Source organism: Amycolatopsis sp. NPDC051106 (assembly GCF_040682775.1).
In the GTDB taxonomy this organism is placed as follows: domain Bacteria; phylum Actinomycetota; class Actinomycetes; order Mycobacteriales; family Pseudonocardiaceae; genus Amycolatopsis.
In genome coordinates this window covers 20,326-35,487 of record NZ_JBFBBQ010000092.1, presented here as the reverse complement: position 1 = coordinate 35,487, position 15,162 = coordinate 20,326, and the positions used below count along the sequence as shown (strand labels likewise).

Genomic DNA, 15,162 nt, shown 5'->3' with positions numbered 1-15,162 from the left:
CTGATCCGCGGGGCCTTCCTGTGGGCCCTGCACTTCTCGAACAAGGCGCGGATCATGTTCGAGGCCGACCAGGCCGCCCATAAGGCGATGCTCGAGCTCGCCCGGCCGCTCGATTCGGCGGGCGACGGCTCCCGGCTTCTCGCCGTCGCCGGCCGATTCGACCGGCGGGGCGAGCTCGAGCTTCGCCTTCTGGGCGGCCTGGTCGGCCTCGAACTTGATCCGCGCCTTGTTCGAGAAGTGCAGGCCCCACAGGAAGGCCCCGCGGATCAGGCAGACGGTCGCGGTGGCCAGGAACAGCCCGTACGCGACGTGCACGGCGGTGAAGAAGCCGTACGCGAGCGCGACTCCCGCCCCGAAGGCGAACTGTGAGCCCCGCTTCGACGGCGACGTGCCCGGGTCGGTCACCATGTAGTTCGTGTAGAGCACGAACGCGATCCCGGTGCCCATCGCCAGCGCGCCGGGGATCGACGTGCCGAAGAGCCAGCCTCGGACGAAGGCCTGGATCACGAAGAAGCTCAGCCAGCCCGCGATCAGCCACATCCGGTTGGTCAGCAGCGCGTTGAGCACCGTGCCCGACACCAGGATGATCGCGACGATCAGCCAGCCGCCCCAGGTCGCGATCTGCTCGCTGAAGTGGTACGGCGGGGCGATGCTGGCCCACGGGAACACCAGCAGGATGATCGTGATGCCGAAGTTCGACGGGTTCATGTAGTGCCGCATGCGGCCGTACACCGGTGCCTGCAGGACCCACTTCGCCCCGACGGCCACGACGACCCCGAAGATCATCACGAGGATCCGGTCGTTGACGTAGGTCAGCATGTTCAGCGCCAGGCCGGTGATGTGCGCCGGCAGCAGGAACTCCATGAGCCCCTTGAAGCCGTTGCCCTTGAACCGGACGTCGCGCTTGGTCACCTTGGCGTTGATGATCTCGAGCAGGATCTCCGTGGTGTACGCGGTCGCCAGCGCGACGAACGGGTACAGCCACGGCTGCTCGAAGCCGAGGATCGTGTAGCCGAGGATGTTGAAGATGGTGATCGACATCGCGAACCGCTTCAAGGCCGTGATGACCTTGTTGGTCCGTTTCGGCGGTGCGGTGTCCACTGTGGTCAGAGTCGGGGTGGCCATGCCGTCACATCTCTTCCTTGGCCGTGGAGCCGAGCTGGTACATGTGGCAACCGGGCTGCAGCTTCAGGTCCTGCGTCCGCAGGTGCCCGGTCCGGTCCCGCCACTGCAGGTGCACGTCGAGCGGACCACTGACGTTCTGGCCGAGGCCGACCTGGATGTCGAAGCTGCGCCGGCCGCCCTCCCCGCTGCTGCCGTCGACCCGGCCGAGGTACTTCTTGCCGTCCGACGTCGTCACGGTGGCCTGGGCGCCGATCGCGGGCGAGCCGGCCGCGGGCAGCGTGCCGGGCGCCACCGGGGCGTCGGTGGTCAGCTTCAGCTGCAGGTACTTGCCGGGGTTCGGGCTGTCGTTGTGGTAGAAGATCGGCGCTTCCCACTGCCGCGCCACCGCGAACTCGGGCAGGCCGTCGCCGTCGGTGTCGCCGACGCCGATGCCCCGGGTGGGCACCGGCACCGCCAGCCCGAGCTGCGGCGCGAGGTCGGTGTAGCGGCCGTCCGCGCTCTTCACGAAGAAGTGCAGGGTCTGGTCGCCACCGATGTCGTCCCCGGCCCGCGCGTTCGGCCACCAGAACGGGTTGGACAGCAGGCCGTCGTTGGCCGTGGCCAGCTCCTGCAGGTTCGGCCAGCGGTTGACCTGGCCCTTGACGAACCCGGTCGCCTGGGCGATCTGGTTCTCCCCGCTGTTGTTGAAGTCCTGGATCTTGACGTCCCAGCCCCAGCCGGACCACGCCGTCCCGGTCCGGCCGCTCTCGTCGTGGAACGGGGCGACCCCGTCCTTCAGCTGGTCGCGCAGGTCCTCGGTGCTGCGCGCGGTGTTCATGAACTGGTAGTTCGACTCTTCGATGCCCCACGACGTCGTGATGTTGCTGACGAACAGGTCGTAGAGGCCGTCGTGGTTCAGGTCGCCGAAGTCGACGCCCATCCCCTTGAAGGAGTCGTGCCCCAGCACCTTCGACTTCGGGTCGTCGATCCCGCGGACGCCGGTGACCTCGGCGAGCTCGATGTGCCCCGGCGTGGACTTGTTGTACAGCATGTGGTCGTGGCCGAAGTCGTTGGCGATGTAGAGCTCCGGCAGGTTGTCCCCGTCGATGTCGGTCGCGCTCGAGGCCAGCGTCCAGCCCAGGCGCGCGCTCTCCGGGATGCCCTGGGAGGCGTCGATGAACTGCGCGCTCGGGTTCGCCCCGGACGTGGCGCCGGTCCAGCGGTAGATGAACTTGCCGCCCGAGTTCGTCGCGTGCGACATCGACTGGTTCAGCGTGATGCCGCCGTCGGCGTTCGGGTCCAGGACCCGGCTGTCCGGGAAGTAGTTGCCGACGAAGACGTCGACGTGCCCGTCGCCGTCGAAGTCGCCGATGGTGACGGAGTCGGTGTTCCACAGTGGACCGTTGTACTTGCCGTCCGCGCCGCGGTGGTTGCCGCCCACCAGCTCGGTCGGCTGGAACGCGGACGCGTCGAACTTCGCCGCGGTCGCCTTCTGCAGGAACACCACCGGGGTCCGGCCCCAGTAGTAGGCCAGGATGTCCGTGCGCCCGTCTTCGTTGAAGTCACCGGGGACACAGCCCATCGGGGCCATGTAGTCCCACGTCGGCAGCGCCGGCGCGGGATCCAGCGCGAAGGGCGCGTACCGCGGGCCCGAGTCCGGCGTCGGCGTCACGACGACCTGGTCGCTGCGCGGGTCGACCAGGCAGATGTCGTTGGCCTTGCCGCTGCCGCTGATGTCGTTGATCGCGATCCCGGCACCGACCGAGGAGATCCACGCCGCGATGTGCTCGTACTCCTTGTTCACCGTCCGGATCGACTGCGACTTCGCGGCCGCCGGCAGTGCGATCGTCATCGGCGTGAAGTGGAACCTGCTCGCCATCGAGTCCTGTTCGGCGGCGTCGACACTGGGCAGCCGGGCGACCAGGAACAGGCCGAGGATCAGCACCAGCGCCACGATGCCCGCCAGCTGCTTGCGCAGCCAGCCGAAGGTCGCGGTCATTTCTTCTTCCCTCCGTGGGTCAGCACTTCTTCGGCGATCCGCTGCCGCCAGATTTCGAACGCCGGCACGTCGGCACCGTCGACGACGACGGCCGGGCGGACCTCCTGGGTGATCGCGGCCGCCCGCTCGGCGGACAGGCCGCAGATCGCCCGGGCCGCCATCTCGGTCTCCGGGACCATCAGCCCCGAACGCACCCGGCACTCGGCGGCGAAGGCGCTCCCCTGGGCCAGCTGGCCGTGGTGGATCCCGGCCCGGTCGACCAGCTCCGCCAGCTCGTCGGCCGTGACGCCGCACGCGTAGGTCGAGGCCAGCCCGACCCCGGCGTAGAGGTCGCCGTGGCGCGACTCGGGGAACTCCTCGATCGTCTTGGTCACCAGCGACACGTCGGTGCCGCAGATGAACCACAGCGCCCGGCCGATGCCCTGGTCGATGGCGCGCAGCGCGTAGCCGTCGTACCGCCGGTCCGGCCAGGAGAAGCCGGGGTCCTGGAACTGCCCCCCGATGTACTTCTCGGTCTTGAAGTAGGCCTGGTGGAAGCCGTAGCCGTCGAGCACGAGCCAGCGCAGCAGCGGGTCGAACGCCGGCGCCTTCGGCCACGCGAACCGCGGGAGCCGCGCCATCGCCCAGCCGACGCCGACGTAGATGATGTAGTCGTGCTTCTCGCCCGGGCCCGCCAGGAACTCGGCGATGTTCGTGCTCTTGCCGAACGGCAGGCCGTCCAGCACGCCGTACCCCATGCCCGCGCCTTCGTAGGCGAATCCGCGGAACTGCGGGGGGATGCGGTCGAGCCACTCTTCGGCCTGCTCGACCGACTTCGCTTCGACGGCGTGGGCGTACCCGAGGAGGAACATCTCCCCGACCGTCTCGAGTCGTTCTTGAGCGGCCGGGCTCTTCCGGTGGAAGCCCCGCGTTTCCAGCAAGGTCTCCGAGACGTTCGGTGTCAGGATGCGACGTCTGAGCGCGCGCCAACCAGTGCCCAACGCACTCTCCCCCTTAGGGTCGACTAGGTTCAGGATCTTTCTTCGCTTCTACAGTCACAGATTCGCTGGTCAGCGCTCTACTCCACGCTTGCCTGCGGATCGACGCGCGCGTGCGGAACCGGCGCGTCAGCCCGCTTGCCGGCGGGCGGCCGGGGCGAACTCCGCCCGGATCCGCTGCCGCCACAGCTCGTAGGGCGGCTGCGCGCCGTCGTCGCCGTCGGCCTGCTCGGTGCGGTCCGCGAGGTTCTGCGCGCCCTGCACGGAAAGGTCGGTGAGGACGCCGGCCGCGAGATGGGTGTGGGCGGGCACGTACGCGGAGTACGTCCGCGCCTTCACCGCGAACACCACCCCGAGCGCCAGCTCGTCGTAGTACTCGCCGGCCGCCCGGCGCAGCCGGCCCAGCCCGCGCTGGTCGCTGCCGCCGGCGAACGTCGCGGCCAGCCCGACCCCGCTCCACAGGTCCGCCCGGCGGTGCTCGGCGAACCGCACGACCGCCTTCGCGACGGCGTCCGGGTTCCCGCCGTTGATGAACCACAGCGCGCGGCCGACACCCTGGTCGAACGCCCGGCCGAAGTACTCCGGGCGGCCCGCCCACGGGTAGGGCACCGGGTCGGCCTGCTCGTCGACCCACTTCTTCGTGTCGAAGTAGGCCCGGTCGAAGCCGTAGCCGTCGACGGCGAGCCAGCTCATCACCGGGTGGTAGGCGACGCCGGTCAGCTCGGGCAGGATGTTCTTCCACAGTGGACGCGGCAGGCGCGCCATCGCGAAGCCGATCCCGATGTAGGTCAGGAAGATGTGCGGGCGCCCCGGGCCTTCCAGCAGCGCGCGGGTGCGGTCGCGGCCGCCGCCCGGCATGGCGTCGAGGATCGTGTAGCCCATCGTGGCGCCTTCGTAGGCGAACCCGCGCTGCTCGGGCTCGATCAGCGCCAGCCGACGCTCGATCTCCCACAGCGACGCGCCTTCGATGGCCCATTCGAACCCGCACACGACCGCCTGCGGCACCGCCTCCAGCCGGGCCGTCGCGTCGGTGTGGGTGACCGGGAAGCCGCGCTCGGCGAACCCGACCGAAGCCAGTGACGGAGCGAGCGCCCGCTTGCGCAGCACTCCGATTAACGTGGACATTCCGGTGTCGTCCTTTGCTGGTCGGGGGATCAGGCGACGGCGCGCAGGTGCGGCCGCTGGGCGGCGAGCATGCGCTGGGTGAACGGCGACTGCTTCGACGCCAGCGTGATCGCGATCGGCGCGTCGGTCGTGGCCGGCGCGCGCAGGCCCACCCGGGCGGTGGACTGGCCGAAGGGCGCCACGGTCACGGCCGAATAGCCGATCGAGAACCGCGGCCCGGGCGCGCCCGGCTGGTGCTGCGCGACCGCGATCGCCGTCCACCGCCCGGCGGGCACGCCGTGGATGGTCAGCTCGCCCGAGCTCATGTTGGCCATGCCGCCGAAGGCGACCGGGCCGCACTGGGGCACCGCGTCGGCGAAGAGCCCGACGAGGGTGTCGGCGGGCGCGGAGCCGCGGGGCATGTCCAGCCGCATCGACAGCACCCCCGTGCCGCTCTGCAGCGAGGCGCAGCTGCGGCCGGCCGCGCGCAGCACGCGCAGCGGCGGGAGCCGTTGGAACGTCGGCGAAATCGCCACCAGCAGCTCGGCGACCTGCGGCTCGCGGTACTGCGTCGGCGTCATCCCGACCGCCCGCGAGAACCGGCTGGTGAACGTGCCGACGCTGCTGTAGCCGACGCTGCAGACGATGTCGGAGACGTTCAGCGACGTCGTCAGCAGCAGCCGCTTCGCCTCGAACAGGCGCACGGCGGTGAGGAACCGGCCGGGCGTCACGCCGGTGGCGTCGGCGAAGATCCGGGAGAAGTGGAACCGGCTGACGAACACCTCCGACGCCAGCTCCGCGAGCGTGATCGGCTCGAAGTACCGCTCCTGGATCGACGAGATGGCCTGCAGCACCGCGGGCCGGACCGACTTCTCGACCCGCTCCAGGGCCGGTACCCGGGGCGGATCGTCGAACTCGCTGTCGTGTCCGACAGCCGCAATAGACCGCAACATCATCCGTCCAACCTCTGATTTCCCCTGATGGCAGTTCTCCTGGTGTCAGGGAAGACGCCGTGCCTTAGAGGTCGATCGACGAGCGATGGAGGAGAACCGGGCGAAACGCACCCGGCCGGGTACCGGCCACGCACGCGCGGGAAATCCACACTGGACGATTCGTGCGTTCCGCACGGTCCCGGTGTGCGGGACGTCCGCCCGAGCGGTCCGCGGCGGTCCCGCCGCGGCCGCCGCTGGTCCGTTCCGGCGACGCCGCCGAGCGCTCCGGCCCTGGTTGGGCCGGATGGCGGACCGTGCGGAACGCACGAGCCGAACCTGCACAACGCACGGGGCCACGGGGTAAACGCACGTTGACTCTGATGGGTGGCTCACTGGTCGCCGGGGCGACGCTCTGTCACATTCGGTGAGAAGCCCGGAGTCGGCCGTCCCCCGACCCGCGCAGCAGCACTGGGGAGTGCGGGGACGCATTGATGACGCTGGAGGCCTGCCATGTACTCCGAACTGCCGCGACCGGACGCGCCGGACGACGGTGATGTGACGTTCACCGTCCTGGGGCCGCTGGAAGTGCTGCGGGGCGGGGTCGACTACGCGCCGACCACGCCCAAGGTGCTCCAGCTGCTCGCGGTGCTCGTGATGCGCCCGGGCCGGATGGTACACATCGACACCCTCATCCGGGAGCTGTGGTCGGACAACCCGCCCCGGACGGTGCGCACGACGCTGCACACCTACGTCTACCACCTGCGCCGGTGCATCGACCAGAACGGCCTGGCCGCCGACGGGGAGAAGATGCTGGCCACCAAGCAGTCCGGCTACGCCTTCCACCTCGACCCGACCCGGGTGGACACCCACCGGTTCGTCCGGCTGCGGCAGCTCGGCCACGAGCACCAGGACGCCGGCGACCACGCCGCGGCGGCCGACGCCTACCGGGCGGCGCTCGACCTGTGGTCCGGCCCGCCGCTCGCGAACGTCCACTGTGGACCGATCTTGTCGGCCTACCGCACCGAGCTGCTCGAACAGCGGCGCAGTGTGCTGCACCTGCGGATCGAAGCGGAGATCGTCAGCGGCAAGCACCGCGAGCTGATCGGCGAGCTGCGTTCGCTGGCCACCGGCAGCCCGCTGGACGAAGCGCTGCACGGCCAGCTGATGCGCGTGCTCGGCCGCAGCGGACGGCGCTCCGACGCGATGGCCGTCTACCGCAGGCTCCGGTCGCGGCTGGCCGGCGAGCTGGGCGTCGAACCGTGTGACGACCTCCAGGTCCTGCACCGCGAGCTGATCTCCGAAGGGGATCACCGCTGATCCACCGCTTTCCCGGCTCCGGCCGGTGTTCCACCGCATCGCCCGAGAAAGAAGTGAGGAAGCCCGATGCCCGCTCCCAACACCCGCGCCTACGGCCAGTTCTGCGGCCTCGCCCGCGCTCTCGAGATCATCGGCGAGCGCTGGTCGCTGCTGATCGTCCGCGACCTGGTGCTCGGCCCGAAGCGCTTCGACGAGCTGCAGGCCGGTCTGCCGAAGATCCCGCCGTCCATCCTGTCGTCCCGCCTGAACGAGCTCGAGGCGACCGGCGTGCTCCGCCGCCGCGTCCGCGCCGAGCTCGACGCGGGCCTGGTCTACGAACTGACCCAGTACGGCAGCGAGCTCGACCAGGTCCTGCTCGACCTCGGCCTGTGGGGCGCGCGTTCCCTGCACCAGCCGGGCCCGGACGACGTGTTCACGCTGGACTCGGCGATCCTGTCGCTGTACACGACGTTCCGCGCCGACGTGGCCGAGAGCGTCCAGATCAACTACGAGATCCGCTACGACGACCGGATGATCATCCACGCGCTGGTCGAGGACGGCGCGGTCAAGGTCGGCGAGGGCCGCTTCGCCGGCGCGGACCTGATCGTCAAGGTCACGAACGGCGCGGTGATGCTCGACCTGATGAGCGGCCACGTGTCCGCGGCGGAAGCGGTCCGCAGCGGCAAGCTGGCGATCGAGGGCGACGTGGCCGACCTCGAGCTGCTGTCCCGGCTGTTCCACATCCCGGCGGCACCGGAACCCCCGTCGGGCATCGTGGTCCGCTGAGTACCCGGCCCGCCCGGCTCGGCCCCGGGCGGGCCTCTGTTTCCGGCCGCGGAGACTCGCTACGGCGAGCCTCCGCTCGGCCGTGCCCGGCTCCGGAACCCTTGCGCCGCAACGACGTGAACGACCTCGCGGCACCGCCCCTCCCCAGCCGGGCCCGGTCGCGCGGCCCCGAACCAACCGCAGTGAATGACTCATTCCTTGCGTCCAACGCCAGGAATGAGTCATTCACTGCACCGGAAGCGACCCGGCCCGGCGGGTTCAGTTCCGCGTGGCGTCCGCCTCCGGCGCGATCCGCCCGGCCCGCTGCAGCAGGTACCGCCGCTCCGGCAGGCTCGCCGTCCGCTCGGCCGCGCGCAGGTAGTGCTTCCGCGCACCCGCCAAGTCCCCGGCCAGCTCGAGCAGGTGCGCGCGGACCGCGTCCATCCGCTGGCCCACATCGAGCTTCGCGTCCACTGTGTCCAGCAGCGCCAGCCCGCGCGCCGGGCCGGACGCCTGGGCCACCGCCACCGCCTGGTTGATCGTCACGACCGGGCTCGGCATCAGCGTCTGCAGCACGTGGTACAGCTCGGCGATCTGCGCCCAGTCCGTCTCCTCCGTGCTGGGGGCGGTGGCGTGCAGGGCCGCGATCGCCGCCTGGACCTGGTACGGCCCGAGCGCCGCGTGGCCGATCGTCGCGTCCACCAGCGCCTCGCCCTCGGCGATCATCGCCGCGTCCCAGCGGGCGCGGTCCTGGTCCTGCAGCGGCACCAGCTCGCCGTCCGGGCCGGTGCGGGCCTCGCGCCGCGCGTCCGTCAGGAGCATCAGCGCGAGCAGCGCCGCCACCTCGCCCTCACCCGGGATCAGCGCGTGCACCGCGCGGGTCAGCCGGATGGCCTCGGCCGCGAGCTCGGCGCGGATCAGGTTCTCGCCCGACGTCGCCGTGTACCCCTCGTTGAAGATCAGGTACAGCACCTGCAGGACGACCCGCAGCCGGTCGCCGAAGTCGGCCGGGGACGGCTCGCTGAACGTCGACCCGGCGGCGGCGATGCTGTCCTTGGCGCGGGTGATGCGCCGGGCCATCGTCGCCTCGGGCACCAGGAACGCGCTCGCGATCTCCGCCGTGGTCAGGCCGCCGACCGCGCGCAGGGTCAGCGCGACCTGCGAAGACGGCGACACCGCGGGGTGGCAGCACAGGAAGAGCAGCTTCAGCGTGTCGTCCTCGCCGGCGGGCTGCTCCTCGCCGGGCCCGGGGACGACCGCCGCGCTCGCCGGCTCCCGCACGGCGACCGACTCTTCACGCCGCCGCCGCGCGCTTTCACTGCGCCAGTGGTCGGTGAGCCGGCGGGTCGCGACCGTGACCAGCCAGCCGCGCGGGTTGGCCGGGAAGCCTTCGGCCGGCCACTGTTCGCTGGCCGCCAGCAGGGCCTCCTGGACGGCGTCCTCGCACGCGTCGAACTGGCCGTACCGGCGCACCAATACGCCGAGCACCTGCGGCACCAGCGGGCGCAGGACTTCGGCGACCGGAGCGGGAGCGGTCACCTCACGAACCGGGGAGCTCGGTTTCGGCGTCGGCGAAGAAGACGATCTCGCGCACCTCGATGCCCATGCCGTCGTAGGCCGCGTCCGGGATCATCGCGGCGAGCTCGACCGCGCGCTGCTTGCTCGCGCAGTCCACGATGTAGTAGCCGGCGAGGAACTCCTTCGACTCCAGGAAAGGGCCGTCGGTGACGGCCGGCAGGCCCCCGCGCACCCGCACCACGCTGGTGTCGGCCACCGGCGCGAGCGCCTGCGTGCCGACCATCTCGCCGGACTCCCGGATCGTGCGGATGAAGTCCTGGTGCCCGGCCATGATCGCGTCCATGTCCTGCTGGGACAGGCCGGCCATCACGTCGGGGTTGAGGTACATCGCCAGCAGGTACTTCACACCCGGGCTCCTTTCGTCCGTGGCATGAAGATAGCCGACCCCGCCGTCGGCACGGCGCAAGCGCGGAGTGGAGCCGCCACCGGGCCGCCTGCCAGCCTGGATCCGGGCAGTCCCGGCCCCAGGAGGGTGGCACCGATGGCCGACGTGTTCACGGACCTGCAGACCGAAACCGACGCGCTGGCCGAGCTGGCCGAGCGGCACGGGTACGGTTCCGGCCCCGACCTCACCGGGCACTTCGCCCGCCTGACGTCGACCGCGCGGCTGGTCCGGCTCAGCGCCGAGAACCCGGGTGCCTTCGGCGTCACCCCGCAGATCTCCTACGACTCGCTCGACGAGGCGATCCTGACCTGGCTGATCGAGCAGCGGAAGGCGAACGCCCTGCTCGCGTCGGCGCCCGCGAAGCCGGAGCTGCCGTGGAGCGACGGCCCGCTGCGCCCGTCGGTGCTCGCCGCGGCCGCGCTGACCGAGCTGTTCGCCTGCGGCCAGGACATCGCCGACGCGCTCGGCATCCGCCCGCGGCGCGACGACGCCATCGGGCACGTCGCCTACTACGGTGTCCGGACCCGGGACCACGCCTACCGCCGGTACCGCCGGACGCCGCCCGGGCCGTTCCGCTTCGAGATGCGGGCGCCGTCCGGGACGCGGTGGGACTTCGGGCCGGAAGAGGCCGCCGACCGCGTCACGGGCCCCGCCGAGGACTTCTGCCTCCTGGTGACCCGCCGCCGCGACGTCGAGGACCTCGCCCTGACGTTCAGCGGCGAGCACACCGCCGAATGGCTGGACCTGCTGGAGAACCCGGCGGTCTGACCGGCTCTTCCCGGTCACCCGGCGCCGGCGAGCGGGCCGGGGAGCCGGCCGCGGCGAGCCGGTTCTCTCGCGCGCCCGGCCGGGTCCGCCGTCTTGAATGAGTCATTCAGGACCTCCCAAGACCTGAATGACTCATCCAGGACAACCGAAGCCGGCCGCCGTGGTCGAGCGGGGCCCGCCGGGCCGGAGGCTGTCGCGCGGCACGACTTCGCCGGGTCCGCTGTCGCGAATGAGTCGTCGGGACCTCTGGCATCCCGGATGAGTCATTCGCGACGGTGGGATCGCGGGCGCCGGCTAGCGGGCCGGGGAGCCGGCCGCGGGCCGCGTCACTCGAACGGCGTGGGATCGCCCGCGCCGACGCGCAGGATCTCCGGTTCCCCGGACGAGAAGTCGACGACCGTCGTCGGCTCGACCCCGCAGTCGCCGGAGTCCAGCACCGCGTCGAGCTGGTGGTCCAGCTCCTCCTTGATCTCCCAGCCCTGCGTCATCGGCTCGCCCTCGCCGGGCAGCAGCAGCGTGCTCGACAGCAGCGGCTCGCCGAGCTCGGCCAGCAGCGCCTGGGTGACGCGGTGGTCGGGGATGCGCACGCCGACCGTCTTCTTCTTCTCGTGCATCAGCCGCCGCGGCACCTCCTTGGTGGCGGGCAGGATGAACGTGTAGCTGCCGGGGGTCGCCGCCTTGATCGCGCGGAACACCGCGTTGTCGATGTGGACGAACTGGCCCAGCTGGGCGAAGTCCTGGCACACCAGCGTGAAGTGGTGCCGGTGGTCCAGCTTGCGGATCGTGCGGATGCGGTCGAGCCCGTCGCGGTTGCCCGGCCGGCACCCCAGCGCGAAGCACGAGTCGGTCGGGTAGGCGATCAGCCCGTCGCCGCGGAGGATCTCGACGATCTGGCCCAGCGACCGGCGCTGCGGGTTCTCCGGGTGCAGGTCGAAATAGCGTGCCATGACCGCAGAGCCTAGGGTCCGGGCCGCCGGGCGGCACGGCGGCCCGGGGACGAAGGCCCTGCTCCCGCGGCCCGCGCGTCTCCCAGCTTGCGGTTCCCGGCGCGAACGCTGGGCCCGCCCGGGCGCGCGCGCCACACTCCGTTCGGGGGAACACACCCAGGGAGGGCGAGCCATGACGAAGCTGATCGTGCCGGAGCTGGACCGGCCCCGGACCGTCACCGCGGCGAAGTACCCGTTCGAGGGCCCGCAGGGGCGCATTTCGCTGGCCGACCTCTTCGACGGGCACCGGCGGCTCGCGGTGCACCACACGATGCCCGGCCACGACGGCCCGTTCGACGACGTGCCCGCCGCCGACATCGCCGCCGCGCTGCACGACCCGGACCTGCGCCTGGTGCTGGTTTCGCGCGCGCCCTACGCCAAGCTCGAGCGGTACCGCCGCCACTTCGGCCGCGACCTGCCCACGTACTCCGCGGGCCGCGCGTTCACCGCGGACTTCCCGGTGTCCCGGCGTCTTCCGGAGACCGGCAGCGGCGAGTTCTGGGACGACCTCGAGTCGGCGCTCAGCTTCTTCCGGCTCGAGCACGGTTCCGTGCTGCACACCGGGTCGGTCGCCCTGTCCCGGCTGGATTTCCTGAGCCTGCTCGGCGTCCCGGACCGCGCCGGGTCCGCGACCGGCCGGCGCTGAACCCGCGCCCCGCCGCCGTCGTGCCGTCCTCCCGCGCCCCCGCGCCACGTCTCTTCGGCGCAAGGAAACGCAGCTGGGGTGGGTTACGATCGGTCGGCAGCACAACGCACACCGCGGCCCGGCCGGGCCACCTGGGGCGCTCCGGCCACCGCCGAAATCCTGGGGGGTCCGCACCGATGACTCCGGTCGCCGCGCTCGAGCCGGCCGCGGAGCTGTCCGTCACCGCCGAGCCGCGCGGCACCACCGCGGCGGACCGGCGCCCGCGGCTGGCCGCGTACCTCGCCGCGGCCATCATCGTCGTGGTCATCACCGGGTTCGGCGTGATCGGCGTCGTCAGCGTGCTGCCCGAGTCGGTCGACTTCCTGCAGGCCGGGTACGCCGTCGTGGCCGCGGCCGCGCTGCTGGCGATCCAGCTGCTGTGGTTCAGCCGCCCGTCCGTCCGGCTCGGCTCCACGACCAGCCGGGTGCTGTTCGCGGTCATGGTCGTGCTCGCGTACGTGCCGATGCTGACCTTCGGCCTGCTGTGGGCCACCATGCTCGTGTACGTCGGCAGCGCCGCGCTCCTGGTCCTGCCCCGGTGGTACGGCTGGGCGGCGGTCGCCGCGGTCCTGGTCAGCACCGTCGGGGTCTACCTGGTGTTCGACGTGAAGCCGGCGACGACGATCTACAACACGTTCGGGACGCTCTTCTACATCCTGGTCTTCTACCTGCTGTCCCGGCTCGCGCGGATGGTCCACGAGCTCCACGCGGCCCGCTCCGAACTGGCCCAGCGCGCGGTCGCCGAGCAGCGGCTGGCCTTCGCCCGCGACCTGCACGACCTGCTCGGGCTGAGCCTGTCCGCGATCGCGCTCAAGGGCGAGCTGGTGTCCCGCCTGATGCGCAAGTCCGCCGAGCGGGCCAAGGCCGAGCTCGGCGAGATCACCGCCACCGCCCAGCGCACCCTCTCCGACGTCCGCGCGGTGTCCCACGGCTACCGCGAGCTCTCGCTGGAGAAGGAGTCCCGGACGGCCGAATCGCTGCTTTCGGCGTCCGAGATCGCCGTCCGGATCCACCTCGACCAGGGCGACCTGCCGGTGCAGGTCCGCACGCTGCTGGCCAAGGTGCTCCGCGAAGGCGTCACGAACGTCCTGCGCTACAGCGACGTCGAACACTGCGAGATCGACGTCCGGCACCAGGACGGCAAGGTCGTCCTCGAAATCGTCAACGACGGCGTGACGGCGGGCGACCCGGCGCTCGCCCCGGGCAGCGCGCTGACGGTCCTGCCGGACGAGGTCTCGGCGCTCGGCGGCACGGCGACCGCGAAGGCCGGCGCGGACGGCCGGTTCCGGCTGCGCGTCGAGCTCCCCCTGCCCGACGGGCCGGGCGCCTCCGCCGCGCACGACACCGAGGAGCGTTCGGAGAGCGCGTCGAAGGAAATCCGCGGCCTGCTGCCGGTGTTCATGGTGCTGATGGGCATCGGCGCGGCGGCGCACCTGCTGCAGCTGAAGCCCCGGCCGTGGGAGATCGCGCTGGTCATCGGCTCGATCGTCGCGTTGCTGGCACTGCAGTTCTCGTACTTCAACCGGCCCTCGACCCAGCTGCGCTCCGCCCAGAGCTACGGGATGCTCCTGGTGCAGGCCTGCCTGATCTACCTCCCGCTGCTGCCGCTCGGCCCGCGGTGGGTCAGCCTGCCCGGGCTGCTGGTCGGCAGCGCGCTGCTGGTCCTGCCGCCCGTCGCGGGCTGGGTGTTCTTCGCCCTGAACATCGCCGCCTTCGCCGAAATCGAGCGGCTCTCCGGCGCGGACATCACGTCCACGATCTTCTACACCGCCGCGACCGTGATGACGAGCCTGGCCGTGTTCGGGCTGCTGTGGCTGGTCCGGCTGGTCACCGAGCTCGCCGCCACCCGGCGGCGGCTGGCCGAGATGGCGCTGGCCGAGGAGCGGCTGCGGTTCGCCCGCGACCTGCACGACCTGCTCGGCATGAGCCTTTCCGCGATCGCGCTGAAGAGCGAGCTGACCGCCCGGGTGCTGCCGTTGGACCGCGACCGGGCCGCCGAGGAGCTGACCGAGGTCCTCGGCCTGACCCGGCAGGCCCTGTCCGACGTCCGGTCCGTGGCCAGTGGTTACCGCGAGCTGTCCCTCGACAGCGAGTCCCGCACCGCGAGGTCCGTGCTGGCGGCCGCCGACGTGCGGGTGCGCATGGAGATGCTCGGCGACGACCTGCCGACCCAGGTGCGCACGGTGCTGGCCGTCGTCCTGCGCGAAGGCGTCACGAACGTGCTGCGGCACAGCAAGGTGGAGAGCTGCGAGATCGCGCTGCGGCGCACCGACGGCGGGATCTGCCTCGACATCATCAACGACGGTGTGGAACGCAACGGCGACCGACCGGCCGCGCGGGTCCCGGTGGTGGTGCCCGCCCCGGCGGCCGACGGCCGCGACACCTCACCCGGCAGCGGGATCGGCAACCTCTCGTACCGGGTCGCGGACCTCGGCGGCCGGTTGACCGCGGGTGTGGAGCCGGACGGCCGGTTCCGGCTGCGCGCGGTCGTCCCGGCCTGAGCCCCGGCCGCTCCGGGTCCTGGGCGGCGAATCCCCGCCACCGGCCGTGAACCCACCGCCATCCGGCCACCCCACCGGCGCA

General features: G+C 71.5%; 12 protein-coding genes and 1 pseudogene. 5 read left to right on the top strand and 8 right to left on the bottom strand.

Translation table 11 applies throughout. The annotated features are described in order from the left end of the window. Nucleotides 1-120: 120 nt before the first annotated feature. The 5 genes and pseudogenes from AB0M83_RS40145 to AB0M83_RS40125 all read right to left on the bottom strand — a co-directional run. Nucleotides 121-1,125 (bottom strand): annotated as a pseudogene (locus tag AB0M83_RS40145) (enediyne biosynthesis protein); the annotation flags it as partial. Between the two features lie 4 nt (nt 1,126-1,129). Continuing rightward, the gene (locus AB0M83_RS40140) at nt 1,130-3,103 is read right to left on the bottom strand and encodes a VCBS repeat-containing protein (RefSeq protein ID WP_364525680.1); all 1,974 of its coding nucleotides are present in this window, start codon (nt 3,101-3,103) and stop codon (nt 1,130-1,132) included. Further along, the gene (locus AB0M83_RS40135) at nt 3,100-4,083 is read right to left on the bottom strand and encodes a DUF1702 family protein (protein WP_364525678.1); all 984 of its coding nucleotides are present in this window, start codon (nt 4,081-4,083) and stop codon (nt 3,100-3,102) included. The genes AB0M83_RS40140 and AB0M83_RS40135 overlap by 4 nt, the downstream gene beginning before the upstream one ends. A gap of 126 nt (nt 4,084-4,209) precedes the next feature. Then, entirely contained in the window at nt 4,210-5,205 is a 996-nt protein-coding gene (locus AB0M83_RS40130) for a DUF1702 family protein (RefSeq protein ID WP_364525676.1), read from the bottom strand. A gap of 29 nt (nt 5,206-5,234) precedes the next feature. Next, nucleotides 5,235-6,140, bottom strand: coding sequence for an AraC family transcriptional regulator (locus AB0M83_RS40125; RefSeq protein ID WP_364525674.1), 906 nt, complete (start codon nt 6,138-6,140; stop codon nt 5,235-5,237). 486 nt (nt 6,141-6,626) lie between these two features. Between AB0M83_RS40125 and AB0M83_RS40120 the strand changes: the two genes are divergently transcribed. After that, nucleotides 6,627-7,433: an AfsR/SARP family transcriptional regulator gene (locus AB0M83_RS40120; protein WP_364525672.1), complete on the top strand. Its 807-nt coding sequence runs from the start codon at nt 6,627-6,629 to the stop codon at nt 7,431-7,433. A 66-nt stretch (nt 7,434-7,499) separates the two neighbouring features. Further along, nucleotides 7,500-8,198: a winged helix-turn-helix transcriptional regulator gene (locus AB0M83_RS40115; RefSeq protein ID WP_364525670.1), complete on the top strand. Its 699-nt coding sequence runs from the start codon at nt 7,500-7,502 to the stop codon at nt 8,196-8,198. A 258-nt stretch (nt 8,199-8,456) separates the two neighbouring features. Here the strand turns inward: AB0M83_RS40115 and AB0M83_RS40110 are convergent, their stop codons facing one another. Together AB0M83_RS40110 and AB0M83_RS40105 are read right to left on the bottom strand one after the other, a co-directional pair. Continuing rightward, nucleotides 8,457-9,716 (bottom strand): DUF6596 domain-containing protein, encoded by a 1,260-nt coding sequence (locus AB0M83_RS40110; protein WP_364525668.1) that lies wholly within the window; start codon nt 9,714-9,716, stop codon nt 8,457-8,459. Nucleotide 9,717: 1 nt separating this feature from the next. Further along, nucleotides 9,718-10,101, bottom strand: coding sequence for a YciI family protein (locus AB0M83_RS40105; RefSeq protein ID WP_364525667.1), 384 nt, complete (start codon nt 10,099-10,101; stop codon nt 9,718-9,720). Nucleotides 10,102-10,236: 135 nt separating this feature from the next. On the opposite strand from AB0M83_RS40105, the gene AB0M83_RS40100 reads away from it, so the two are divergent. Then, nucleotides 10,237-10,908 carry a maleylpyruvate isomerase family mycothiol-dependent enzyme gene (locus AB0M83_RS40100; RefSeq protein ID WP_364525665.1) on the top strand — a complete coding sequence of 224 codons (672 nt, stop codon included), beginning with the start codon at nt 10,237-10,239 and terminating at the stop codon, nt 10,906-10,908. A gap of 326 nt (nt 10,909-11,234) precedes the next feature. Here the strand turns inward: AB0M83_RS40100 and AB0M83_RS40095 are convergent, their stop codons facing one another. Continuing rightward, nucleotides 11,235-11,855, bottom strand: a complete 621-nt coding sequence (locus AB0M83_RS40095) for an L-threonylcarbamoyladenylate synthase (protein WP_364525663.1) — start codon at nt 11,853-11,855, stop codon at nt 11,235-11,237. A 172-nt stretch (nt 11,856-12,027) separates the two neighbouring features. On the opposite strand from AB0M83_RS40095, the gene AB0M83_RS40090 reads away from it, so the two are divergent. Next, entirely contained in the window at nt 12,028-12,540 is a 513-nt protein-coding gene (locus tag AB0M83_RS40090) for a DUF899 family protein (RefSeq protein WP_364525661.1), read from the top strand. A gap of 176 nt (nt 12,541-12,716) precedes the next feature. After that, nucleotides 12,717-15,080, top strand: a complete 2,364-nt coding sequence (locus AB0M83_RS40085) for a histidine kinase (RefSeq protein ID WP_364525659.1) — start codon at nt 12,717-12,719, stop codon at nt 15,078-15,080. Nucleotides 15,081-15,162: the final 82 nt, after the last annotated feature.